20 protein-coding genes and 1 pseudogene are annotated in these 21,727 nt (G+C 58.6%); 13 read left to right on the forward strand and 8 right to left on the reverse strand.

The window, feature by feature from the left end; translation table 11 throughout:
* Window positions 1–94: 94 nt before the first annotated feature.
* Entirely contained in the window at window positions 95–1,000 is a 906-nt protein-coding gene (locus ACTG1P_RS18190) for a TIGR01777 family oxidoreductase (protein WP_440001875.1), read from the reverse strand.
* A 253-nt stretch (window positions 1,001–1,253) separates the two neighbouring features.
* On the opposite strand from ACTG1P_RS18190, the gene ACTG1P_RS18195 reads away from it, so the two are divergent.
* The gene (locus ACTG1P_RS18195) at window positions 1,254–2,783 is read left to right on the forward strand and encodes an EAL domain-containing protein (protein WP_440001876.1); all 1,530 of its coding nucleotides are present in this window, start codon (window positions 1,254–1,256) and stop codon (window positions 2,781–2,783) included.
* Window positions 2,784–2,854: 71 nt separating this feature from the next.
* Here ACTG1P_RS18195 and ACTG1P_RS18200 read toward each other — a convergent pair whose 3' ends face one another.
* A complete protein-coding gene (locus tag ACTG1P_RS18200) occupies window positions 2,855–4,036 on the reverse strand; it encodes a PLP-dependent aminotransferase family protein (protein ID WP_440001877.1) in 1,182 nt (393 codons plus the stop codon).
* Window positions 4,037–4,385: 349 nt separating this feature from the next.
* Between ACTG1P_RS18200 and trmB the strand changes: the two genes are divergently transcribed.
* The 6 genes from trmB to ACTG1P_RS18230 all read left to right on the forward strand — a co-directional run bounded on the left by trmB (window position 4,386) and on the right by ACTG1P_RS18230 (window position 8,830).
* A complete protein-coding gene (gene trmB, locus ACTG1P_RS18205) occupies window positions 4,386–5,099 on the forward strand; it encodes a tRNA (guanosine(46)-N7)-methyltransferase TrmB (RefSeq protein WP_005335228.1) in 714 nt (237 codons plus the stop codon).
* Window positions 5,100–5,147: 48 nt separating this feature from the next.
* Entirely contained in the window at window positions 5,148–5,480 is a 333-nt protein-coding gene (locus ACTG1P_RS18210; RefSeq protein ID WP_005348158.1) for a YggL family protein, read from the forward strand.
* Window positions 5,481–5,602: 122 nt separating this feature from the next.
* The gene (glsB, locus tag ACTG1P_RS18215; protein ID WP_005348151.1) at window positions 5,603–6,523 is read left to right on the forward strand and encodes a glutaminase B; all 921 of its coding nucleotides are present in this window, start codon (window positions 5,603–5,605) and stop codon (window positions 6,521–6,523) included.
* 29 nt (window positions 6,524–6,552) lie between these two features.
* Complete coding sequence (locus ACTG1P_RS18220) at window positions 6,553–7,848, forward strand: sulfurtransferase (protein ID WP_440001878.1); 1,296 nt, start codon at window positions 6,553–6,555, stop codon at window positions 7,846–7,848.
* A 203-nt stretch (window positions 7,849–8,051) separates the two neighbouring features.
* Window positions 8,052–8,261, forward strand: a complete 210-nt coding sequence (locus tag ACTG1P_RS18225) for a YgdI/YgdR family lipoprotein (protein ID WP_005335219.1) — start codon at window positions 8,052–8,054, stop codon at window positions 8,259–8,261.
* Between the two features lie 167 nt (window positions 8,262–8,428).
* Complete coding sequence (locus tag ACTG1P_RS18230; RefSeq protein ID WP_069555906.1) at window positions 8,429–8,830, forward strand: DUF2541 family protein; 402 nt, start codon at window positions 8,429–8,431, stop codon at window positions 8,828–8,830.
* Window positions 8,831–8,913: 83 nt separating this feature from the next.
* On the opposite strand, the gene mog is transcribed toward ACTG1P_RS18230, so the two are convergent.
* The gene (mog, locus tag ACTG1P_RS18235; RefSeq protein ID WP_005348144.1) at window positions 8,914–9,444 is read right to left on the reverse strand and encodes a molybdopterin adenylyltransferase; all 531 of its coding nucleotides are present in this window, start codon (window positions 9,442–9,444) and stop codon (window positions 8,914–8,916) included.
* Between the two features lie 393 nt (window positions 9,445–9,837).
* Between mog and ACTG1P_RS18240 the strand changes: the two genes are divergently transcribed.
* From ACTG1P_RS18240 to folA, 5 genes and pseudogenes are all read left to right on the forward strand, one after another.
* Window positions 9,838–10,173 (forward strand): DUF3135 domain-containing protein, encoded by a 336-nt coding sequence (locus tag ACTG1P_RS18240; protein WP_021229719.1) that lies wholly within the window; start codon window positions 9,838–9,840, stop codon window positions 10,171–10,173.
* 316 nt (window positions 10,174–10,489) lie between these two features.
* Window positions 10,490–11,205: pseudogene (locus ACTG1P_RS18245) on the forward strand (threonine/serine exporter family protein).
* Window positions 11,202–11,327 carry a hypothetical protein gene (locus tag ACTG1P_RS18250; protein ID WP_005335209.1) on the forward strand — a complete coding sequence of 42 codons (126 nt, stop codon included), beginning with the start codon at window positions 11,202–11,204 and terminating at the stop codon, window positions 11,325–11,327. The pseudogene ACTG1P_RS18245 and the gene ACTG1P_RS18250 overlap by 4 nt, the downstream one beginning before the upstream one ends.
* Entirely contained in the window at window positions 11,324–11,791 is a 468-nt protein-coding gene (locus ACTG1P_RS18255; RefSeq protein ID WP_440001879.1) for a threonine/serine exporter family protein, read from the forward strand. Before ACTG1P_RS18250 ends, ACTG1P_RS18255 begins: the two co-directional genes overlap by 4 nt.
* An 18-nt stretch (window positions 11,792–11,809) precedes the next feature.
* Complete coding sequence (gene folA, locus ACTG1P_RS18260) at window positions 11,810–12,301, forward strand: type 3 dihydrofolate reductase (protein ID WP_042082782.1); 492 nt, start codon at window positions 11,810–11,812, stop codon at window positions 12,299–12,301.
* Window positions 12,302–12,380: 79 nt separating this feature from the next.
* On the opposite strand, the gene ACTG1P_RS18265 is transcribed toward folA, so the two are convergent.
* The 5 genes from ACTG1P_RS18265 to prfB form a co-directional block, all read right to left on the reverse strand.
* Window positions 12,381–13,175 carry a phosphoadenylyl-sulfate reductase gene (locus ACTG1P_RS18265; protein ID WP_005335204.1) on the reverse strand — a complete coding sequence of 265 codons (795 nt, stop codon included), beginning with the start codon at window positions 13,173–13,175 and terminating at the stop codon, window positions 12,381–12,383.
* Complete coding sequence (gene cysI, locus ACTG1P_RS18270; protein ID WP_440001880.1) at window positions 13,165–14,889, reverse strand: assimilatory sulfite reductase (NADPH) hemoprotein subunit; 1,725 nt, start codon at window positions 14,887–14,889, stop codon at window positions 13,165–13,167. The genes ACTG1P_RS18265 and cysI overlap by 11 nt, the downstream gene beginning before the upstream one ends.
* Window positions 14,889–16,679, reverse strand: a complete 1,791-nt coding sequence (locus ACTG1P_RS18275; RefSeq protein ID WP_440001881.1) for an assimilatory sulfite reductase (NADPH) flavoprotein subunit — start codon at window positions 16,677–16,679, stop codon at window positions 14,889–14,891. Before ACTG1P_RS18275 ends, cysI begins: the two co-directional genes overlap by 1 nt.
* Window positions 16,680–16,876: 197 nt before the next feature.
* Window positions 16,877–18,412 carry a lysine--tRNA ligase gene (lysS, locus tag ACTG1P_RS18280; RefSeq protein ID WP_005335201.1) on the reverse strand — a complete coding sequence of 512 codons (1,536 nt, stop codon included), beginning with the start codon at window positions 18,410–18,412 and terminating at the stop codon, window positions 16,877–16,879.
* 16 nt (window positions 18,413–18,428) lie between these two features.
* Window positions 18,429–19,527 (reverse strand): peptide chain release factor 2 gene (prfB, locus tag ACTG1P_RS18285; protein WP_100645262.1). Its coding sequence is split into 2 segments (ribosomal slippage): window positions 18,429–19,451 and window positions 19,453–19,527, totalling 1,098 coding nucleotides; the frame shifts between segments, so codons are not numbered across the junction.
* 256 nt (window positions 19,528–19,783) lie between these two features.
* On the opposite strand from prfB, the gene ACTG1P_RS18290 reads away from it, so the two are divergent.
* Window positions 19,784–21,655 carry a methyl-accepting chemotaxis protein gene (locus ACTG1P_RS18290; RefSeq protein WP_058057175.1) on the forward strand — a complete coding sequence of 624 codons (1,872 nt, stop codon included), beginning with the start codon at window positions 19,784–19,786 and terminating at the stop codon, window positions 21,653–21,655.
* Window positions 21,656–21,727 lie beyond the last annotated feature (72 nt).

Consider the following 21,727-nt stretch of genomic DNA (forward strand, 5'->3'; position numbering starts at 1 on the left):
AATAGCGCAGCCACCATAAACAAGCAGCCCGGCCATTGGCCGGGCTGCTTGCTATGTGGGGCGCTGACGAGTGGACGCAGCGAGCGGGTGTGAGTTAGCGGGGCTCGCGCAGCAGATTGGCGAGGGCGCTCGACAGCTCGGGATAGCTGAAGTGAAAACCGGCCTGTTGCAGCCGTGCTGGTATCACCTTTTGTCCGGTCAGCAGCAGATCTGCCGCTTCGCCCATCACCAGTTGCAGCAGGGGGGCGGGCACGAAAAAGAGGTGCGGGCGGTGCAGCGTGGTAGCAAGGGTCTGGCTGAACTCCCGGTTGCTGACCGGATGGGGCGCAGTGCCGTTGAAGATGCCGCTACACTCCTCATGCTCCAGCAGGAACAGCATGGCACGCACCAGATCCTGCACATGGATCCAGCTCATCATCTGGCTGCCTGACCCCATGGGGCCGCCGAGCCCGAGTCGGTAGGGAGGGAGCATTTTGGGCAGGGCGCCGCCATCCATGCCAAGCACCAGCCCGATCCGCACGATACAGACCCGGGTTTGGCGGCTCTGGGCCTCCTGCGCCAGTGTCTCCCACTGCTGGCAGAGCTGGTGGGTAAACTCGTCGTTGGGAGAGCAGCACTGCTCGTCGAGGGTTTCGGTGCCCTGTCTGCCATACCAGCCGATGGCGGAGGCGTTGATCAGCACCTTGGGCGGTGTGCTGGATAGCTTGATGAGATCCACCAGCTGCTCGGTCAACAGCCAGCGGCTATCGCAGAGCAGCTGTTTGCGCGACTCGCTCCAGCGTCCGGCGGCGATGGGTTCGCCGGCCAGATTGATCACCGCATCCACGTCATTGAGGTCATCAAGCCGGTCTAGGTTATCCAAAACCTTGATATCGTGACCGAGCAGGGAGTAGGCGCGGCTCCCCTGCCTGCTCAATACCACGACCTCATGATTGACCTTGAGATGGGCAACCAGTTTGCGGCCGATAAAGCCGGTTCCTCCGGTAATAAGAATCTTCATCGCTGCATGCTCCTGCTGCCGTTTGCTCTACTCTAATTGCGTCGTCCAGCTGCAACAAGTGGACGAGCTTGGCATGTGTTGTTCACTAGACTGGTTTTAACTCTATCTTTTTCTTACCAGATATTGTTGAACAATAGTTTGAATTGATTGATTTTTGTTGGGTGGACATTTGTTGATCAATCGCTATTATGGCGACCCTTTTCGCCTGTCCACCGAGGCTGTCACCCATTATCCGAGCATCAAAGAGGCCGCCATGCCATTTCGTCGTTTGAAACTTCGCCAGCTTTACTCGAGGATTCTGGTGGCGCTGCTGATGGGGGGCGGGATCCTGCTGCTGGGGGTTGTTGCCGTTATCTGGCAGACGGTGACGGAGATAGAGCGTGATGCCGATTCACGGTTGCAGCATGCCCGGATAATGTTTGATCGCTCCATCGGCCATGCCCGGCAGGCGGCCATCAATGTGGAGGGGATGCTTGGTCACTCCTGCAAGGAGGCGGCACAACTCCTGCGCGAACAGGTGGCCACTGTGCCCGATGTCCGTTCCGCCAATCTGGCTGTCGGCAGCCACATCTACTGCACCTCGCTCTATGGTGACTACGATGGCCCCTTCAATCCTGACAGTTATGTGGATGGCAGTCTGCAACTGCTGCCCGGCAATGAGGTCACACCGGATCGTCCCTTGATCGTGTTGCGTCATGAAACGGACAAGGGGAGTGTGCTGATTGGTATAGATGGCTACTACCTGCGCAATACCCTCGAGATCTCCAGCAAGAACTCCCCGATGGCTCTCGTGGTGGGGCAGAGGGCACTGTTTGGCTCAGGTCAGTTCGGGGCGGCGCCCTCTCCGACAGAAGAGGGCTATATTGCCCTCGCTTCGGCCGATTTCCCCTATCAGGTCGTCACCCGGGTCACGGTGCATGACTACTTGAGCCACGCATGGCGCTACTCCAGAGATACCTTAATCCTCTCTCCATTGCTGGCGCTGCTGATTGGATTCGGCACCTTCAGGCTGATGGGGCGTAGCAGCTCACCAGCGGAGGAGCTCAAGCGCGCGTTGATCGAGGAGGAGTTTATCCCCTATCTGCAGCCGGTGGTCTCCGGTGAGGATGAGCAGTTGCGTGGCTGTGAGGTGCTGATGCGCTGGCAGCATCCCAAGCAGGGGATGATCTCGCCGGATCGCTTTATTCCGTTGGCGGAAGATAGCGGGTTGATCGTGCCCATGACCAGCCTGTTGATGGCCCAGGTGCGCGACCACTTCGCCCCTTATGCCCGCAAGCTGCCAGCAAAGTTTCACTTTTGCTTCAATATCAGCGCCAAGCACTTTCAGGATCTCGACCTGTTGGCTGACTGCAAGTCCTTTCTCGACGCGTTTAAGGACAATCCCGTTGATTTGGGGCTGGAGCTGACCGAGCGTGAACTGCTGGTGGCTGATGAGACAACTGCCCGGATGTTTGCCGAATTGCGCAAACTGGGCGTGTTGATCTCTATCGATGACTTTGGCACCGGTCACTCCAGTCTCACTTATCTGCAACAGTTTCAGGTCGATGCACTCAAGATTGATCGGAGCTTTGTGGAGATGATCGGTACGGATGCACTCTCCAGCCATATCGTTGAAAACGTGATTGATCTGGCGAAGCGACTTGAATTGATCCTGATCGCGGAGGGGGTTGAGAAGCAGTCGCAGGCGGACTACCTGCGGGCTCGCCACGTTGATTATCTGCAAGGATATCTCTATAGCCGTCCCATTCCGATGAAGCAGTTTTGCAAAACCCTGTTTGGCTGATCGGTTGAATGGGGAGCATAAAAAACCAGCGATAGCCGCTGGTTTTTTTGTTGGTACCGTTTGTCTGACGATCAGAGCATGCGCTGGAGGGCGCGGGCCAAGCGTTTGACCCCCTCCTCAATGGTGGCTTCGTCGACGCAGGAGAAGCTCAGGCGCAGGGTGTTCTTGATCTCGGGGCGCACATAGAAGGGAGCACCGGGTACGAAGGCCACTTTTTCCTTGATCGCTTCGTCAAACAGCGCCATGGCACTGATGTGGGCAGGCAAAGTCAGCCAGAGGAACATGCCCCCTTCCGGTCGGGTGTAGCTGACGCCGGGCGGGCAGTGACGGGCCAGCGCGGCCTCCATGGCGGCACGCTGGCGACCATAGACCTCCTTGATCTTCTCCAAGTGAGCGTCGAGAGAGTTGTCTGTCAGGAAGCGGTGCAGTACCTGCTGGCTGAAGGCGTTGCTGTGCAGGTCGGTCGCCTGCTTGGCGATGGTCACCTTCTTGCGCAGCCACTCCGGCATCACCATCCAGCCCAGACGGAAGGCGGGCACCACGGTCTTGGAAAACGAGCCGAGCAGTACGGTATTGTTTGGCGCCAGCTTGGCAATGGGGGGGAGATGCTCGCCCTCGAAACGCAGCTCGCCGTAGGGATCATCTTCCACCATCAACAGCGCGTGGCGAACCAGTCGCTCGGCCAGCGCCTCGCGGTTGGCACGGCTGTAGGAGACGCCACTCGGGTTCTGGAAGTTGGGCACGCCGTAGAGCAGTTTGGCATTGGAGCCGCTTGCCAGCAGCGCATCCAGCGCCGCCAGATCCAGCCCGGATTCGCCGAGGGTGATTGGCTTGAAATTCGGTTGATAGACAGAGAAGGCCTGAATGGCACCAAGATAGCCCGGCTCCTCAATGATCAGATCCTGACCCTCGTCGATCAGCACCTTGCCCAGCAGATCCAGCGCCTGCTGGGAGCCGCTGGTGATGAGGATGTTGTCCGGATTGACCTGCATGCCGTGGCGGGCCAGATAGCGGTCGGCAATATACTGGCGCAGCGGGGCGAAGCCCTCGGTCGCCGCATATTGCAGGGCGGCAGCCCCTTGCTCGCGCAGTACATCCTGACAGGCCTGATCGATCGCCTTGACCGGAAACAGGTGGGGATTGGGCAGACCACCGGCGAAGGAGATGATCTCCGGATTGGCGGCAACTTTGAGGATTTCACGGATAAAGGAAGGCTCAACCTTCTCGAAGCGCTGGGCAAAAAACGGCTGCATAGACAATTCTCTCGGCATGTGGGCGGTCGCTCCATTCGACCGCCAGGTTATCCGTTTGTATCAGATTTCAGAAATGAGGCAATGATTGTCACAAAAATCGCCAAAAAAGGGCTGGAACGACTCTGCTGCGGATTATATTGGACAGTTAGTCGGTGTGGTGATGCCAGTAAGGGGGCAGGGAAGTGGATGGCCGGAATATTTGTTGCGCGAAACACTTGCGCCTTGGGCCCATCTTGGGATAATTCGCTCCCCTGTTTTCGCGGGTCGATGAAATGACGAACCGCGAGCGGTCCCGCTCGGGATCGGACACCAGATGTATTACCCGGATTGATGAAATAACGAGACCATTATGCCTGTGACCCAAGATGTATTTAACGAAGACGGCAAGTTCATGCGCAAGATCCGCAGCTTTGTCCGTCGCGAAGGCCGCCTGACCAAAGGGCAGGAGAAGGCCCTGGAAGAGCTTTGGCCGGTCATGGGCATCGATTTTGAGCCAAAGCAGCTCGATCTGGTCGCGCTGTTTGGCCGCGAGGCACCTGTGGTGCTGGAGATCGGCTTTGGCATGGGCGCCTCTCTGGTCGAGATGGCCAAAAATGCCCCCGAGAAGAACTTCATCGGCATCGAAGTGCACTCCCCGGGCGTGGGCGCCTGTCTGGGTACCGCTCAGGAAGCGGGCGTCACCAATCTGAAGGTGATCTGCCACGATGCGGTGGAAGTGCTGGAGCACATGATCCCGAACGGTTCACTCTCCTGCCTGCAGCTCTTCTTCCCGGATCCCTGGCACAAGAGCCGTCACCACAAGCGTCGCATCGTACAGCCTGCGTTTGCCCAGGACATTCGCCAGAAGCTGGCCATCGGTGGCGTGTTCCACATGGCGACCGACTGGGAAAACTATGCCGAGCACATGCTGGAGGTGATGAGCGCCGCCGAGGGGTACGAGAACACCTCCGCCACCGGCAACTGGGTGCCCCGTCCGGACTGGCGTCCGCTGACCAAATTTGAACAACGCGGCCACCGTCTGGGCCACGGGGTTTGGGATCTGATTTTCAAGCGTGTCAGCTAAGCTGGCACGTCAACACACCTAGCGTATCAACTAACTTGAGGAGCTATCATGGCCAATCGTAGCCGCCGCCTGCGCAAGAAACTGCGCGTCGATGAATTCCAGGAAATGGGTTTCGACATCAGTTTCAACTTCCCGGTCGGCACTGCCGAAGAGACCATCGATGCGGTAGTCGATGCGATGATCGATGAGGTTGTTGAACCCCGTAAACTGGCATTTGCCGGCTCCGGTCACCTGGCCTGGGAAGGGATGATCTGCACCCAGCAACTGGGCAAGTGTACCGAAGAAGACCGCGCCGCCGTCAAATCCTGGCTGGAAGGCAAGGGGATGGAAGCCGTGGTCGTTACCGAGCTGTTCGACCTCTGGTACGGTGAACCGGCCTGATACAAGGCTGCCGCATCTGGCGCCTTGTTGTGGGTAACTGAAAAATCCCGCCGCTGGCGGGATTTTTGTCAGTGGGGATGGGATCTCCACCGCTGTTTTAGTCATGGAATCGCTTATTGCTTATGGTGTTGTCATCCGAATTACTGGCCAGCATCCTTGAAGAGGTGCGCCCGTTGCTGGGACAAGGCAAGGTGGCCGACTACATTCCGGCACTGGCTCAGGTGCCGGCCGATCGGCTCGGTATCGCAGTCTGTACCGTCGAAGGGGAGCTGTTCACCGCCGGTGACGCTTTTGAACCCTTCTCCATCCAGAGTATCTCCAAGGCCCTGAGCCTGACCCTGGCACTCACCCTCTATCAGGAGGAGGAGATCTGGGCCCGGGTGGGCAAGGAGCCCTCCGGCCAGCCCTTCAACTCGCTGGTTCAGCTCGAGTTCGAGCAGGGGATCCCCCGCAACCCCTTTATCAATGCCGGGGCGCTGGTGGTGAGTGATCTGCTGGAGACCCGCCTCACTGCGCCGCGTCAACGTACCCTTGAGCTGGTGCGCCGCCTTTCCGGCAATCCGGCCATCATGGCGGATCAGGTCGTCGCCCGCTCCGAATATCAGCACTCTGCCCGCAACGCCGCCATCGCCTATCTGATGAAGGCCTATGGCAACTTCGAAAACGAAGTGGACAAGGTGCTGCAAAGCTACTTCAATGCCTGTGCCATTCGCATGAGCTGCGTCGATCTGGCGCGGGCATTCATCTATCTGGCCAACCGTGGTGTGCCACTGGGTGAGAGCGTACCGCTGCTGCCAGCCCGCACCACCAAGCAGGTCAACGCCCTGCTCGCCACCTGCGGCCTTTATGATGAGGCGGGCGATTTTGCCTATCGGGTCGGCATGCCGGGCAAATCGGGTGTCGGCGGCGGTATCATCGCCCTGATCCCGGGCGAGCTCTGCGTCTGTGTCTGGTCGCCCGAGCTCAACAAAGCTGGCAACTCGCTGGCGGGCACGGCGGCACTGGAGCTGCTGGCCGAGCGGCTGGGTCGCTCCATTTTTTAACCTTGTTCACTATGAATCGAGAAATCACCATGAAACGACATCTTCGCTTCCTGCAGGCCGCGCTGGCGACCTTACTGCTCTGGTGTGCCCTGCCCGCCGTGGCAGGGGAGTTGCCACCGCTCTCGCTGGCCGATGCCAAGGCCAAACAGGCTGTCATCCTGGATACCCGTGCCAGCTACTTCTATCAGGGGTGGCCGATGGAAGGGGAGAAGCAGGGCGGCCATGTGGCGGGCGCCGAGAACCTCTCAGCCGAGTGGAAATACAGCGATGAAGAGTGGCCAAAGGCGCTCGAGATCAAGGGGCTGAAGGCCGATCGTCCGGTTGCCCTCTACGGTGCGTCCCGCGAAGTGGCCGAGGTGGCCCGTTTGCTGCGCAAGCAGGGGATCAAGCAGCTGTTCGAGCTGCAAGGGTGGCAAGCCGCACCACGCGAGTCGCTGGCACGCTGGCAGCAGCTGGTCTATCCGCGCTGGTTGGCGGATCTGCAAGAGGGCAAGCCGGTTGCCGCGGCGCCCAAGGGTGACTGGAAGCTGTTTGAAGTGGATTGGGGTTCACCCAAGGCCTACCTCATCAGCCACATCCCGGGGGCCGGTTATATCGATACCAACAGCCTCGAAGAGGAGCCGCTGTGGAACAAGGTCTCTGACGAAGCGCTCAAGAAGCTGCTGCTGGATAACGGCATCCGTCACGACACTACCGTCATCCTCTATGGTCGCAACACCATGGCGGCCGCCCGTGCCGCGCACCTGATGATGTATGCGGGGGTGGAAGACGTACGCTTGCTGGACGGTGGTCTGGATGCCTGGTTTATCCAGCACCTGCGCACCGAAACCGGCCTGCCCAACAAATATGAGCCGGTGAAGGAGTTTGGCGTGACGATTCCCGCTCACCCCGAGTACTACACCACGCTAAGTCAGGCGAAAGAGCTGCTCAAGCAGCCCGATAGCGCACTGGTCAGCGTGCGCACCTGGGACGAGTTTGTCGGCAACACCTCAGGTTACAGCTACATCAAGCCGAAGGGCGATATCCCGGGGGCCAAGTGGGGTCACGGCGGGGTGGATGCCAACAGCATGAGTGATTTCCACAACCCGGACGGCACCATGAAGCCGGCCCGCGAGATCCTCGCCATGTGGGAGCAGTGGAACATCGAGCCAACCCAGCAGGCTGCGTTCTACTGCGGTACCGGCTGGCGCGCCTCCGAGGCTTTCTTCTACGCCTGGCTGATGGACTGGAAACAGATCAGCGTCTACGACGGCGGTTGGTACGAGTGGAGTTCAGATCCCAAGAACCCGACCGTGACCGGTGAGCGTCAGCCTGCCAAGTCATGATGGCGTACTTGCTCTGAACAGAAGAGGCCGGACAGAGATGTCCGGCCTTTTTCATTGCGCTCGCCACCCGGCCAGATAACTAGGCTAAGTCGCTGATTATTGACGGCGATCCCGCTTTGCTCATCGCGCCATCCCGAGCCGTGCGATTGAACTAGGCTTCAAGAAACATCCTCGTGGTGAGGATGATCGCAGAAGAGGCCGCAATGAAAAAACTGATGATGATCCTGGTGTGCGCCCTGGGGCTGGTGGCATGCAGCTCCCAATACATCATGAGCACCAAGGATGGCAAGATGATCACCACAGAGAGCAAACCCAAGCTGGACGAGAGCACCGGCATGTATCGCTATTACGATCATGAAGGGCGCGAGGTAATGATCAAGAAAGATGACGTGACCCAAATCATGGAGCGCTAAGCGCTCTCTTGCCGCAAGGGCCGCTATCTGCGGCTCTTCTCTTTTTGCCGAAAAGTCGCGCTGTTTTCTCTGTTGATCCCCGCACATTCGCAGCAAATTCAGCCGTGATACAGCTTCCGTTATGGTTTAACCCTTATCATCACACTCCATTTTTTATTGGAGGTGTTATGTCCTTGATGTCTATCTGGAATTCCCGTTTTTCTGCACGCAGCTTGCTGGGTGGTGTCTTGCTGGTGGTGGCGTCAGCCAGCCATGCCGGTGACGATCAGTTCACGCTGGGGCGGACTATTTTACTGGGAGCCGGTGATCATGGTGCGACAATTCCTTTGGTGATTTGCCGTCAGACCAAATATATCAAGGTGAAGGCGGAGCGTGATTTGACCCTGGATCGGGTGGTGGTGACCTATGGTGGTGACCGTACCAAGACCATTCATTTTGATCGGGATATGAGCAGTGATAAAGAGACTGAGTGGAAATCACTTGGCTCGCGCCGTTGTGTGAAAAAAATCGAAGTGTACGGTAATTCAGAGCGCAGCAAAGCGGGCGTAAAAGTATTCGGCCGTAAATAATCGATGCATTTCGTCTGTACGAACAGATGAGTTAAAAATAATGGCGAGCCGTGGCTCGCCATTATTTTTTATGGTCGGGTTCGCTATTTTTTCGGCCGAAATGGCTTGATGACAGTTTCATCGCACTCGAGATACGGCCCTTCCATCAAATCAATGCAGTAGGGGATGGCAGGGAAAACTGCATCCAGACACTCGCGGATCGATTTGGGCTTGCCCGGCAGATTGACGATCAGGGTGTCGTCGCGCAGCCCGGCAGTCTGGCGCGACAGAATGGCAGTCGGCACAAACTTGAGGGATTCGGCCCGCATCAGCTCGCCAAAGCCCGGCATCATGCGATCACATACCGCTTCGGTCGCTTCCGGCGTGACATCCCGCTTGGCCGGGCCGGTGCCGCCTGTGGTGACGATGAGACAGCACTGCTCCTCATCCGCCAGCCGGATCAGGGTCGCTTCAATCTGCTCCTGCTCATCGGGGATCACCTGATAGACAGGTTCCCACTCCGAGGTCAGATAGGCGTTCAGGGTGTCGATGATGGCCTTGCCGGAGAGGTCTTCATAGATGCCCGCGCTGGCGCGATCGCTGACGGTGACGATACCGATTTTTGCCTTGCTCATGGTCTGCTCTTGAATGTCCGATAAAAGTGGCAATTAAAATAACATAATCAGTGAGATATGTTAAACCGTCAGGAGATGACGCGGGTCGGTGAGGGAAGAATAAAGTGTCGAATGAAGCAAAATAAGGCCACTCGGATTTTTATTGGCAATAAAAAACAGAAAGTCACAACCTAAAATGTATAAGTGTTTTATCTCGCCTGAATTAAAAACAATCGCTTGTTTCCAAACACAATTAAAATAGATAGACACCCTCGTAGTGACCATTGTCCGGTTTAGTCGCCAGTAGATGGATTGAACCCTTTTTAGCCGCGTCGTATATACAGATTTATATGGCTGGGACGTGATGGTGTGGTACCGCAGTGTGTTGCCAGCAATAGTCGCCAAGGAGGGCATATGGAGTTGCCTGATTTTGACACCCTGAAGGAGTTGGCTGCGAGTGAGCCCTCCCGGCTGGATGCGATTCTGGAGCAGCAGATCGACCAGTTGATGGCCCGAGCGAGCCCCGATCAGCAGCGCCGTCTGCGCGGGTTGCAGTTCAAGATTGATGGTCAGCGCCGGCTGGCGAAAAACAATCTTGATAGCTGTATCCGGATTACCAACATGATGCGGGAATCTTTTTATTTGATGCGCAGCGAAATGAGCCAGTTCAGAGAAGAGGGGGACCCTCCGCCTGAAAGCGATGGCAGTGGTAAAATAATCCATCTGGCGGACTATCGACGTCGTAAATAATCTGCAATAACCCCCTTGGTTGATATTTCAGCCAAATCGGTGAGGCCATAATAAAGGGAATTGCTGGCGACCTGATTGTTATGGTTTTTAATGTTAGTCGTAATGTGTTTGTGATGTAATTTCTTTTTTCCTTCTTGTAATAACTAATTAGTCAGGTTGTGATAGGGGTGGATGAATAACAGTAAAAGTTAGGCTAATATGGCCGAAATTTTTATTGCTACGACTCGAAGGGATTATGAGAAGTATCACACCAAGACGGGTGTTGTCGCGGGAGCAACAGACAGAGATCACCCGCATTATCGTCAAGGTGGGTCAGATGTTGGCCCAGTTCGGGGCGGAGAGCCGGATCATCGAGCAGACCACGGTGCGGCTGGGGATGGCGCTGGGGCTGGAGAGTGTCGAAATGGCCATCTCGTCGAGCGCCATCGTGCTCACCAGCCTCTATCAGGGGGGCTGTGTTACTACTACCCGGCGGGTGCGTGAACATGGCATCAATATGCAGGTGGTGTGCGAGATCCAGCGGATCTGCATCATGGCGGAGAAAGAGCTGATCGGTGCCCGTGAAGTGCGCCAGCGCCTCGAAGCCATCGTCCTTTCCACTATCACCCTTGGTTGGTGGTCCCCATGGTGGGGCTCTCCTGTGGTGCCTTTAGCCTGCTGTTTGGCGGTGACTGGCCCATCTTCCTTGTGACCTGCTTCTCATCTGCCGTGGCGATGCGGGTGCGCCAGCTGATGGCCCGCCATCACCACAGCCCGCTCATCAACTTTGCCGCCACTGGCTTTATTGCCACCTTGCTCTCCTCCAGCGCCACCTTCTTCAACTGGGGTGACCAGCCCTATCTCGCCATGGCGGCCAGCGTGCTGCTGCTGGTGCCGGGCTTTCCGCTGATCAATGCGGTCTCCGACATGGTGAAGGGCTACTTCAACATGGGGCTGGCCCGCTGGGGAACCGCGACCCTGCTGACCATCAGCGCCGCCATAGGTATCATTTTGGCCATGTCGGTCACCGGGATCTGGGGGTGGAAGGTATGAAGGCTGTCGACTCTGTATCGGCCAGCGGGAACGGGGTTGCCCTGCTCACCATCAGCGCACGGATCAATACCGGCATCATTCTCGCCATGTCGGTCACGGGGATCTGGGGGTGGAAAGTATGATGGATTTGCTCTGGATACTGGCCAAGGATGCTTTCTGGTCCTCCATTCCGGCGGTGGGATTTGCCATGCTGTTCAACGTGCCGCCACGGATGCTGAAGTATTGCGCCATGGGCGGCGCGCTGGCCCACAGCTTGCGTACCCTGCTGATCCACTATGGTATGCCCATCGAGTGGGCGACGCTGGCTGCGGCGACCACGGTCGGCTTTGTCTGCGTCTACTGGTCGCGCCGTCTGCTGGCGCCGCGTCCGGTGTTCAGCGTTGCCTCGATTATTCCGATGATCCCGGGCAGCTATGCGTTCAAGACCATGATTGCGGTGGTGGAGCTCAACATCAATGGCGTGACCATGGAGTTGATCCAGAGTGCGGTGGAGAACGGCCTCAAGGCGCTCTTTATCGTTGGATCCCTTAGTTTCGGTTTGGCGATCCCCTCTCTGGTCGTGTACCGTAACCGCCCCATAATCTGACGGATGGTGAGAAGCCCAATGAAGATTTCCATGATTGCCGCCATGGCCCACGACAGGGTGATCGGCAAGGACAACCAGATGCCCTGGCATCTGCCTGCCGATCTGGCTCACTTCAAGCGTGTCACCCTCGGTAAACCGGTATTGATGGGGCGCAAGACCTTCGAATCCATCGGTCGACCGCTGCCCGGACGGCGCAATCTGGTGATCAGCCGCAATCCCGGTTATCAGGCCGAGGGCATTGAGGTGGTGGGCTCCGTCGAGGCGGCGCTGGCGCTGTTGGCAGGCAGCTCGGTGGAGGAGTTGATGGTGATCGGTGGTGGTCATCTCTATGCCGAGATGTTGCCGAGCGCGGATTGTCTCTATCTGACCCGCATCGATCTGGCGGTGGAGGGGGATACCCGCTTCCCTGCTTTTGACGATGGTCAGTGGCAACGCGTTGATTGCGAGAGCCACCCTGCCGATGAGAAGAACCCGCACCCCTATAGCTTCGAGACCTGGCAGCGCCGCTGACGGGCGAATGCTAATTTGCAAATAACAACAAGGGCATCTTCGGATGCCCTTGTTGTTCTGTTGGGTTTTCAAGACGGGATTAGATGCCTGAGCCGTCGTTCTCGCCATTTTCCTCGTGCAAACCGCACTCGCGCTTGAGGCCGAAGAAGCGGGTCTGCTCCTCGCTCATGCCCGGCTCCCACTTGGCGGTGGTGTGGACATCGCCCACCGAGAGATAACCCTGCTCCCACAGCGGGTGGTAGGGGAGGTCGAACTCCTTGAAGTAGTAGAAGACATCCTTGTTGCTCCAGTCGATCACCGGCAGGAACTTGAAGCGGCCGCGCTGGATGCCCAGCACCGGCAGCTTGCCACGGCTGCCGGACTGCTCCCGGCGCAGGCCGGAGAACCAGGTCTGGGCCCCCAGCTCGCGCAGGGCGCGGTCCATCGGCTCCACCTTGTTGAGCTGGTTGTAGCGGGTGATCCCCTCCACCCCCTGCTCCCACAGGAGACCGAAGCGAGCCTCCTGCCAGGCAGGGCTGAGCTCGGCCCGGTAGATCTTCAGGTTGAGCGCGAGGCGCTCGGTCAGCTCGTCGATGAAACGGTAGGTCTCCGGGAACAGATAACCGGTATCGGTCAGCACCACCGGCACGTCGGCCCGCTCGCGGCTTACCAGATGGAGCATCAGCGCCGCCTGAATGCCGAAGCTAGATGAGAGCACATGCTCCCCCGGCAGATTGGCCAGGGCCCAGCGCACCCGCTCGGGGGCACTCATGGTATCCAGCTCCCGGTTGAGGGGCGCCAGTGCCTCGACTTGCTCCTCACGGCCGAGGGCCAGCAGCGCCTGCAGGTCAAGGCGGCCATCTTCAGTGACATTAAGCGGCAGATTAAGCGGCATAGAAGTCCCTCGCAGAGTCGATAACGGGGGCAATCACCCCAACCCGGATCACGAAGTCGCCGAAGCACTCACCCTGATTGCGCTCGCTGGCCCAGCGGCCGATCAGCGCGTCGAGTTCGGCCAAAATCTGCGGCTCGGTGATGTTCTCCTGATAGAGGCGCGGAATGCGGGTCCCCTCCAGATTTCCCCCCAGATGCAGGTTGTAGCGGCCCGGCGCCTTGCCCACCAGACCCACTTCCGCCAGCATGGCGCGGCCGCAGCCGTTGGGGCAGCCAGTGACCCGGAAGATGATGGCGTCATCCGCCAGCCCATGTTTGGTGAGCAAGCCCTCGATGTCGGTGACAAACGCTGGCAGCATGCGCTCCGCCTCGGCCATCGCCAGCGGGCAGGTGGGCAGGGCCACGCAGGCCATGGACTGCTTGCGCTGCTCGCTCACGCCGTCATCCAGCAGGCCGTATTGGCGTGCCAGCCCTTCGATGCGGGCCTTCTCGCCAGCAGGCACGCCCGCGATGATCAGGTTTTGGTTGGCGGTCAGGCGAAAATCCCCCTGATGCACCTTGGCGATCTCCAGCATGCCGGTTTTGAGCGGCTTGCCCGGGAAGTCCAGCAGGCGGCCGTTCTCGATAAACAGGGTGAGGTGGTGCTTGCCGTCGATCCCCTCGACCCAACCGAAGCGATCGCCACGGCTGGTGAACTCATAGGGGCGAACCGGCCCGAACTGGATGCCTGCGCGGTTTTCCACCTCGGCCTTGAAGGCTTCGACGCCGACGCGCTCGAGGGTGTACTTGGTCTTGGCGTTCTTGCGGTTGACCCGGTTGCCCCAGTCGCGCTGGGTGCTGACCACGGCGGCCGCCACCTCCAGCACGTGAGAGAGCGGAATAAAGCCAAAGTCGCTCGCCTTGCGCGGATAGGTGGTGGTGTCGCCGTGGGTCATGGCCAGACCCCCGCCCACCAGCACGTTGAAGCCTACCAGCTTGCCGTGTTCGGCAATGGCCACGAAGTTGAGATCGTTGGCGTGGATATCCACGTCGTTGTGGGGCGGGATCACCACAGTGGTCTTGAATTTGCGCGGCAGGTAGTTGGACCCCAGGATCGGCTCCTCATCCTGCCCCAGTTTTTCACCGTCCAGCCAGATTTCCACGTAGGCGCGGGTCTTGGGCAGCAGGTGCTCGGAGATCTTCTTGGCCCACTCGTAGGCCTCCTGATGCAGTTCGGACTCCACCGGGTTGCTGGTGCAGAGCACGTTGCGGTTTACGTCGCCGGCGGTGGCGATGGAATCGATGCCGGTGCTGTTGAGGGTCTGGTGCATCAGCTTGATGTCGCGTTTCAATACCCCGTGGAACTGGAAGGTCTGACGGGTGGTCAGGCGGATGCTGCCGTAGAGGCTGTGCTCTTCGGCGAACTTGTCGATGATCTGCCACTGGGCCGGGGTGATGATCCCACCCGGCAGGCGGGCACGCAGCATGACGTTGTGCAGCGGCTCCAGCTTCTGGGCGGCGCGCTCCGGGCGGATGTCGCGGTCATCCTGCTGGTACATGCCGTGAAAGCGGATCAGCTGGAAGTTGTCGCCGTTGAAGCCGCCGGTGAGCGGATCCTGCAGATCTTGCTCTATGGTGCCGCGCAGAAAGTTGCTCTCGCGCTTGAGGCGCTCGTTGTCGGCCAGCGGCCCTTCGACCGGTCCCGCTTTTGGGTGAGAAAGAGGTTGTTTGCTCATCAATAGACATCCCTTTGATAACGTTTGGCACGACGCAATTCGCTCAAATACTCTTCTGCTTCCTCACGGCTCTTGTGACCGTGTTCGGCAATTACATCCAGCAGGGCCTCCTGTACATCCTTGGCCATCTTGTTGGCGTCGCCACACACATAGAAGTGAGCGCCTGCTTCCAGCCACTGGTAGAGCTCAAGCCCTGCCTCGCGCAGACGGTCCTGCACATAGATCTTGTTGGCCTGATCCCGGCTGAAGGCCAGGGAGATCTTCGACAGCAGCCCAGATTTCACATAACGCTGCCACTCCACCTGATAGAGGAAATCCTGGGTAAAGTGGGGGTTGCCGAAGAAGAGCCAGTTCTTGCCCTCGGCACCTTGGGCTTCCCGCTCCTGAATAAAGGCGCGGAACGGGGCGATGCCGGTGCCCGGACCCACCATGATGACGGGGGTATCCGGGTTGGCAGGCAGGCGGAAGTTGTCGTTGTGCTCGACGAATACCCGTACCTCGCCATCCTCAATCAGCCGATCCGCCAGATAGGAGGAGGCTGCGCCAGAGCGCACTGTGCCATCTTCCTGTGGGTAGCGCACCACGCCGACGGTCAGGTGTACCTCCTCTTCCACTTCGCTCTGGGCGGAGGCGATGGAGTAGAGGCGCGGGGTGAGGGGACGTAGCAACCCGATCAGCTGCTCGGTCGTGAGGGCGGTCGGGAAGCGTTTCAGCACATCCACCACCTGAGCGGAGGCCACCAGTGCATTGACCTGGGCCTTGTCACCGGCCAAGTCTTTCAGCGCCGCGTTCTCCGATATGTCAGCGAGTCCTGTGATAAAGCCGCCGTGCAGCCGGGTCAGTTCGAAGTGGCTGGACAATGCGGCGCGCAAGGTGCCGTGAGCCGTGGCTTCATCTCCGGAGAGGCTGGTCAGGGCCAGCACTTCGCCCACCAGTTCGGCGTCATTGTCGAACCAGACACCGAGGGCATCCCCCGGCTGATAGGTGAGGCCGGAGTCGGCCAGATTGATCTCGATATGGCGGATATCCTTGGTGGAATCCCGGCCGGTGATCTTCTGATTGACCGACAGGCGGGCAGGGAAGGGGTTCTCCTTGCTGTACTGGCTGTGACCAACCGCCTGCTGCACCGCGCTGGCTACGCTGTTGCTGGCAGCACCGATAGAGGGCGTCGCTGCAATGGCATTGAGTGCTTGTTCGCCCCACGCCTTGGCTGCATCCTGATAATCCACATCAAGGCTCGCGAGCTCATAAATCCGCTCAGCCCCAGCGGTGGCGAGGAAGCTGTCAAAATCTTTGCCGGTCTGGCAGAAAAATTCGTAGGAGCTGTCACCCAGCCCCAGCACCGCGAACTTGAGCCCGTCCAGCTTGCCAAGTTTGCCTTTTTTAAGCTGCTCGAACAGATCGACGGCGCTCTCCGGCGGTTCACCCTCCCCGTAAGTGCTCACTACCACCAGCAGGTGGCTCTCTTTCTTGAGCTGCTTGGGTTTGTAGTCGGCCATCGACGCTAGGGTGACGGGGAGGCCGCGGGCCTCGGCCTGCGCCTTGATGGCAGTGGCGACCCCTTTGGCGTTGCCGGTCTGGGAGCCGTAGAGAATGGTCAGGCTGCCGCTGGGCGCAGCCACGGCGGCGCTGGCTGCAACGCTCTGGTGATCGGTCTGGGAGAGGCCGTAGAGATATCCGCTCACCCAGGCCAGTTGCTGGGTATTGAGGGTCGAGAGTACCTGACCCAGCTGACGTTGCTGCTCGTCAGAGAGGGGGGAGAGGTTGAATGGGGAATCCTTCAATTGCATCACACGCGTCTTCCATGGTCTGATTTTTGGCCAGATTAAAGGGCGTGTTGGCTAACAACAAAGAATAAAAATATCTTCTTTATTCCATTATTGAATTTTGAAAGTGATTTTGCGGTAAAGGAGATAGAAAAACGCCCCGCTGTTGCAGGGCGTTTTCAAGCTATCGCGCTCGGGATGGATCCCGGCGGGCATGAACCTTACTTCTGCGGACGCAGGGCCGGGAACAGAATGACGTCACGGATGGTGTGGCTGTTGGTGAACAGCATCACCAGACGGTCGATACCGATACCCTGACCGGCAGTCGGCGGCAGGCCGTGTTCCAGCGCGGTGACGAAGTCGGCGTCGTAGAACATGGCTTCGTCGTCGCCTGCTTCTTTCTGATCAACCTGATCCTGGAAGCGTTTGGCCTGGTCTTCTGCATCATTCAGCTCGGAGAAGCCGTTGGCCAGCTCGCGGCCACCGATGAAGAACTCAAAGCGGTCGGTTACGTCCGGGTTCACGTCGTTGCGGCGGGCCAGCGGAGAAACGGCAGCCGGGTACTCGGTGATGAAGGTCGGTTGCAGCAGCATGTGCTCCACGGTCTCTTCGAAGATCGCGGTGATCACGTGGCCCAGCTCCCAGCCCTTCATCAGCTCGATGTGCAGACGCTTGGCAACGGCCTTGGCACTCTCGAGGGTAGCCAGATCGTCCAGAGTTACATCCGGGTTGAACTTCAGGATGGACTCGACCATGGTGAGGCGCTGGAACGGCTGACCGAAATCGATGGTCAGGCCCTCTTCGCCCTCTTTGGCGTAACGGATCTTGGTGTCGCCCAGAATGTCCTGCGCCAGGGTGCGCAGCAGCTCTTCGGTCAGGTCCATCAGATCGATGTAGTCGGCGTAGGCCATGTAGAACTCGATCATGGTGAACTCGGGGTTGTGACGAACCGAGATACCTTCGTTACGGAAGTTGCGGTTGATCTCGTAGACACGCTCGAAACCACCAACCACCAGACGCTTCAGATAGAGCTCCGGAGCGATACGCAGGTACATGTCGATGTCCAGCGCATTGTGGTGAGTGACGAACGGACGCGCGGAGGCACCACCCGGGATGACTTGCATCATCGGGGTTTCCACTTCCATGAATCGCTTTTCGTTGAAGAACTTGCGGATACCGGCAACTACCTGGGTGCGGATCATGAAGGTCTTGCGAGACTCTTCGTTGGCGATCAGATCCAGGTAGCGCTGGCGGCAGCGAGCTTCCTGGTCGGTCAGGCCTTTGTGCTTCTCGGGCAGCGGACGCAGTGCCTTGGTCAGCAGGCGGATATCGGAAACGTGAACGGAGAGCTCACCGGTCTGGGTCTTGAACAGGGTACCTTCGACACCCACGATGTCGCCCAGATCCCACTTCTTGAACTGCTCGTTGTAGAAACCTTCCGGCAGGTCGTCACGGGTGACGTAGACCTGGATCTTGCCGGCCATGTCCTGCAGGGTGGCGAAAGAAGCCTTGCCCATGATCCGGCGGGTCATGATGCGACCGGCAATCTTCACCCGTTTACCCAGGCTCGTCAGCTCCTCGGCGCTTTTGTCGTCGAACTCTGCGTGCAGATCGCCAGAGAGGCTGTCGCGACGGAAGTCGTTGGGGAAAGGATTACCCTGGGCGCGCAGGGCGGCCAGCTTGGAACGACGCTCGGTCATCTCGTTGTTGAGTTCGAGAGTTTGGTCGACTTCCGGAGTGATGGTTTGTTCAGACATGGTGATTCCTGCTTGTTTACAGACCTGATTTCAGGCTGGCTTCGATAAACTTGTCCAAGTCACCGTCGAGCACCGATTGGGTATTACGGGTTTCGACGCCGGTGCGCAGATCCTTGATACGGGAGTCATCCAGCACATAGGAACGGATCTGGCTGCCCCAACCGATATCAGACTTGGTCTCTTCCAGGGCTTGTTTCTCAGCGTTCTGCTTCTGAATTTCCAGCTCGTAGAGCTTGGCTTTCAGCTGCTTCATACACTGGTCTTTGTTTTTGTGCTGGGAACGGTCGTTCTGGCACTGTACCACGACACCGGTCGGAACGTGGGTAATACGCACTGCGGATTCGGTTCGGTTAACGTGCTGACCACCGGCACCGGAGGCGCGGTAGACGTCGATCCGCAGATCCGCCGGGTTGATCTCGATATCGATATCGTCATCGATCTCGGGGTAGACGAACACAGAACAGAAGGAGGTGTGACGGCGGCCACCGGAATCGAACGGGGACTTGCGAACCAGACGGTGTACGCCGGTTTCGGTACGCAGCCAGCCGAACGCATATTCGCCGGTGAACTTGATGGTGGCGGATTTGATACCGGCCACGTCGCCTTCGGAGCATTCAATCAGCTCGGGCTTGTAACCGTGGGCATCGCCCCAGCGCAGGTACATACGCAGTACCATGTTGGCCCAATCCTGTGCTTCGGTACCACCGGAGCCGGACTGGATGTCGATATAGCAGTCGGAGCCGTCGTGCTGACCGGAGAACATGCGGCGGAACTCGAGATCCACCAACTTGGCTTCCAGCTGTTCGGATTCGGCGATGGCTTCGTTGAAGGTCTCTTCGTCTTCCCCTTCGACGGCCAGGCTCACCAGCATCTCGACGTCATCCACGCCCTGGGTCAGGGTGTCGATGGTGCCGACCACGTTTTCCAGCGCAACGCGCTCTTTGCCCAGCGCCTGTGCGCGCTCGGGTTCATTCCATACGTCCGGCTGTTCCAGCTCGGCGTTGACCTCTTCTAGACGCTCTTTCTTGGCGTCATAGTCAAAGGTACCCCCTAAGAAGCTCGGTCCGCTCAGACAGCTCCTTAAGTTTATTTAATACGGGATTAACTTCGAACATCGTGAAAACTCTCAGGGTCGATGTGATTTAAAAACGGGATATTCTAGCCAATTGTGGAAGGAATAAACAGGGTTGCCTTGGCTTGTGCGGCTCATGCCGTCAATTTCTGGTGCACTTTTCTCCACCTCGGTAGAAAATATCGCCCGCCGACCTATTTTCAGGTTCAGTTTTGGCCATTCGGGTCGCTAATGACTACGTGTAGTGTTGTGCAATTTAGGGAAAAACCCGCTCCTCACCTCAATAAGAAGAACACATGATGAAAAACCTGTCACTCAAGCAGAAGATACTGTTGTCAGTGGTGATCGCCCTTTCGTTGGTGATTTTGTTGCTCTCTTGGCAGAGCTATAGCAGCCAGAAGTCTCTGTTGTTGCAAGGTAGCCAGGAGCAGTTGCAACGGCTGGGTACCCAGCAGGCCGAGCGTGTCAGCGACTGGCTCGCAGCCCGTCGCGACGTGATCCAGGCGCTCGGCAACAAGGCCGGTGCCGAACCCCTCAATGCCTTGCAACAGGCACAAGTTTCCGGCCGTTTCCAGCTCACCTATTTCGGTGAGAGCAGCGGCAAGATGAATGACTCCGATCCCTCCATCAACCGCGATGGCTACGACCCGCGCTCCCGTGGCTGGTATCAGGAGGCGATGAGCAAAGGTGGCCTGATTGTCACCAAACCCTATCTCGATGTGGCTTACAACATCATGGTGGTGACCCTGGCCCAGCCGGTTTCTGGCGGGGTCGTCGGTGGTGATCTCTCCATCGCCTCGCTGGTGGAAGACGTGACCAAGATGCAGCTGCCTGCCGATGGTTTCGCCATCATGATGCACAAGGATGGCACCATCATCGCCTACAAGGATGCCGCCAAGGCGATGAAACCGGCCAGCGAGATCGACAATGATCTGACCAACGCGCTGATCGAGCAGAGCAAGTCGAGCAAGGATCTGGTGCCAGCTTATTTTGACAGCGAAGGTCGCGACAAGCTGCTGTGGGCGGCTGATATCCCCGACACGGATTGGGAACTGGTACTGGTGCTGGACAAGGCCGCGCTGGAAGCGCCGCTCTCCTCTCTGCTGATGACCCAGCTGGGGATGGCGCTGCTGGTGCTGGTGGGCAGCATCCTCGCTATCTCCTGGCTGGTCAGCATGCTGCTTGGCCCACTCACCAAGGTCTCCCAGGCACTGGCCCGCATTGCCGATGGTAACGGCGATCTGACCCAGCGCATCAAGATCGACGCCAACGACGAAGTGGGCCAACTGGCCAACAGCTTCAACCGTTTCGTCGGCAGCCAGCATCAGCTGATCGGCAATATCCGCCAGCTGGCCAACGAGTTGAACGCCGATGCCGAGCGCAGTCTGGTGACCAACCAGGCCGCGGTGGACGAGCTGCAGCGTCAGCAGCAGGAGGTGACCATGGTCGCCACGGCGGTCACCGAGATGGCGAGCGCCACCATGGAGATCGCCGGCAACGCCGAGAACACCGCCGCTGCTGCCCAGCAATCTGCCCAGAGCAGTGAGCAGGGCAAGATGCTGGTCAACAAGACCCGCCAGTCCATCAATGGTCTGGCCGAAGAGGTGGGGCAGGCGACCGAGGTGATCGGCGAGCTGAGCCGCCACGCGCAGGCCATCACCAGCATCCTCTCCACCATTCAGGGGATTGCCGAGCAGACCAACCTGCTGGCGCTGAACGCGGCCATTGAAGCGGCCCGCGCCGGTGAGCAGGGTCGTGGTTTTGCGGTGGTGGCTGATGAGGTGCGGGTGCTGTCGCGCCGTACCCAGGACTCCACCCAGCAGATCCAGTCCACCATCGAGACCCTGCAACAGACCACTGCCCGCGCGGTGAGCCTGATGCAGACCAGTCAGGGGCTGGCGGACAACAGTGTGCAGGATGCGGATCAGGCGGTGCGTGCGCTGGAAGAGATCACCAGCGCCATCTCCCTCATCTCCGACATGGCGGGCCAGATCGCCACCGCCGCCGAGGAGCAGACCCAGGTGACCGGCGAGATCACCCAGAACACCACCGCCATCAAGGATGTGAGTGATGAGATCACCGCCGCCGCCATGCGCGATCTGGATCAGGCCCACAGCCTCAAAGGGCGTGCTGCTGACCTGAACCAGCAGGTGTCGACCTTTATCCTGTAAAGTGCAACTCACGGCCTGTTCCGGCTGAGATAAACAAGCCCCGCCCTCTGTCGAGTGCGGGGCTTTTTGTTG

The organism is Aeromonas sp. 11P (genome assembly GCF_051920165.1).
In the GTDB taxonomy this organism is placed as follows: Bacteria; Pseudomonadota; Gammaproteobacteria; order Enterobacterales; family Aeromonadaceae; genus Aeromonas; species Aeromonas veronii.

Bases quoted from the DNA above. Each gene is read 5' to 3' on its own strand.
- ACTG1P_RS18190 (WP_440001875.1), bottom strand. From the start codon at position 1,000: ATGAAGATTCTTATTACCGGAGGAACCGGCTTTATCGGCCGCAAACTG.
- ACTG1P_RS18195 (WP_440001876.1), top strand. From the start codon at position 1,254: ATGCCATTTCGTCGTTTGAAACTTCGCCAGCTTTACTCGAGGATTCTG.
- ACTG1P_RS18200 (WP_440001877.1), bottom strand. From the start codon at position 4,036: ATGCAGCCGTTTTTTGCCCAGCGCTTCGAGAAGGTTGAGCCTTCCTTT.
- trmB (WP_005335228.1), top strand. From the start codon at position 4,386: ATGCCTGTGACCCAAGATGTATTTAACGAAGACGGCAAGTTCATGCGC.
- ACTG1P_RS18210 (WP_005348158.1), top strand. From the start codon at position 5,148: ATGGCCAATCGTAGCCGCCGCCTGCGCAAGAAACTGCGCGTCGATGAA.
- glsB (WP_005348151.1), top strand. From the start codon at position 5,603: ATGGTGTTGTCATCCGAATTACTGGCCAGCATCCTTGAAGAGGTGCGC.
- ACTG1P_RS18220 (WP_440001878.1), top strand. From the start codon at position 6,553: ATGAAACGACATCTTCGCTTCCTGCAGGCCGCGCTGGCGACCTTACTG.
- ACTG1P_RS18225 (WP_005335219.1), top strand. From the start codon at position 8,052: ATGAAAAAACTGATGATGATCCTGGTGTGCGCCCTGGGGCTGGTGGCA.
- ACTG1P_RS18230 (WP_069555906.1), top strand. From the start codon at position 8,429: ATGTCCTTGATGTCTATCTGGAATTCCCGTTTTTCTGCACGCAGCTTG.
- mog (WP_005348144.1), bottom strand. From the start codon at position 9,444: ATGAGCAAGGCAAAAATCGGTATCGTCACCGTCAGCGATCGCGCCAGC.
- ACTG1P_RS18240 (WP_021229719.1), top strand. From the start codon at position 9,838: ATGGAGTTGCCTGATTTTGACACCCTGAAGGAGTTGGCTGCGAGTGAG.
- ACTG1P_RS18250 (WP_005335209.1), top strand. From the start codon at position 11,202: ATGAAGGCTGTCGACTCTGTATCGGCCAGCGGGAACGGGGTTGCCCTG.
- ACTG1P_RS18255 (WP_440001879.1), top strand. From the start codon at position 11,324: ATGATGGATTTGCTCTGGATACTGGCCAAGGATGCTTTCTGGTCCTCC.
- folA (WP_042082782.1), top strand. From the start codon at position 11,810: ATGAAGATTTCCATGATTGCCGCCATGGCCCACGACAGGGTGATCGGC.
- ACTG1P_RS18265 (WP_005335204.1), bottom strand. From the start codon at position 13,175: ATGCCGCTTAATCTGCCGCTTAATGTCACTGAAGATGGCCGCCTTGAC.
- cysI (WP_440001880.1), bottom strand. From the start codon at position 14,889: ATGAGCAAACAACCTCTTTCTCACCCAAAAGCGGGACCGGTCGAAGGG.
- ACTG1P_RS18275 (WP_440001881.1), bottom strand. From the start codon at position 16,679: ATGCAATTGAAGGATTCCCCATTCAACCTCTCCCCCCTCTCTGACGAG.
- lysS (WP_005335201.1), bottom strand. From the start codon at position 18,412: ATGTCTGAACAAACCATCACTCCGGAAGTCGACCAAACTCTCGAACTC.
- ACTG1P_RS18290 (WP_058057175.1), top strand. From the start codon at position 19,784: ATGAAAAACCTGTCACTCAAGCAGAAGATACTGTTGTCAGTGGTGATC.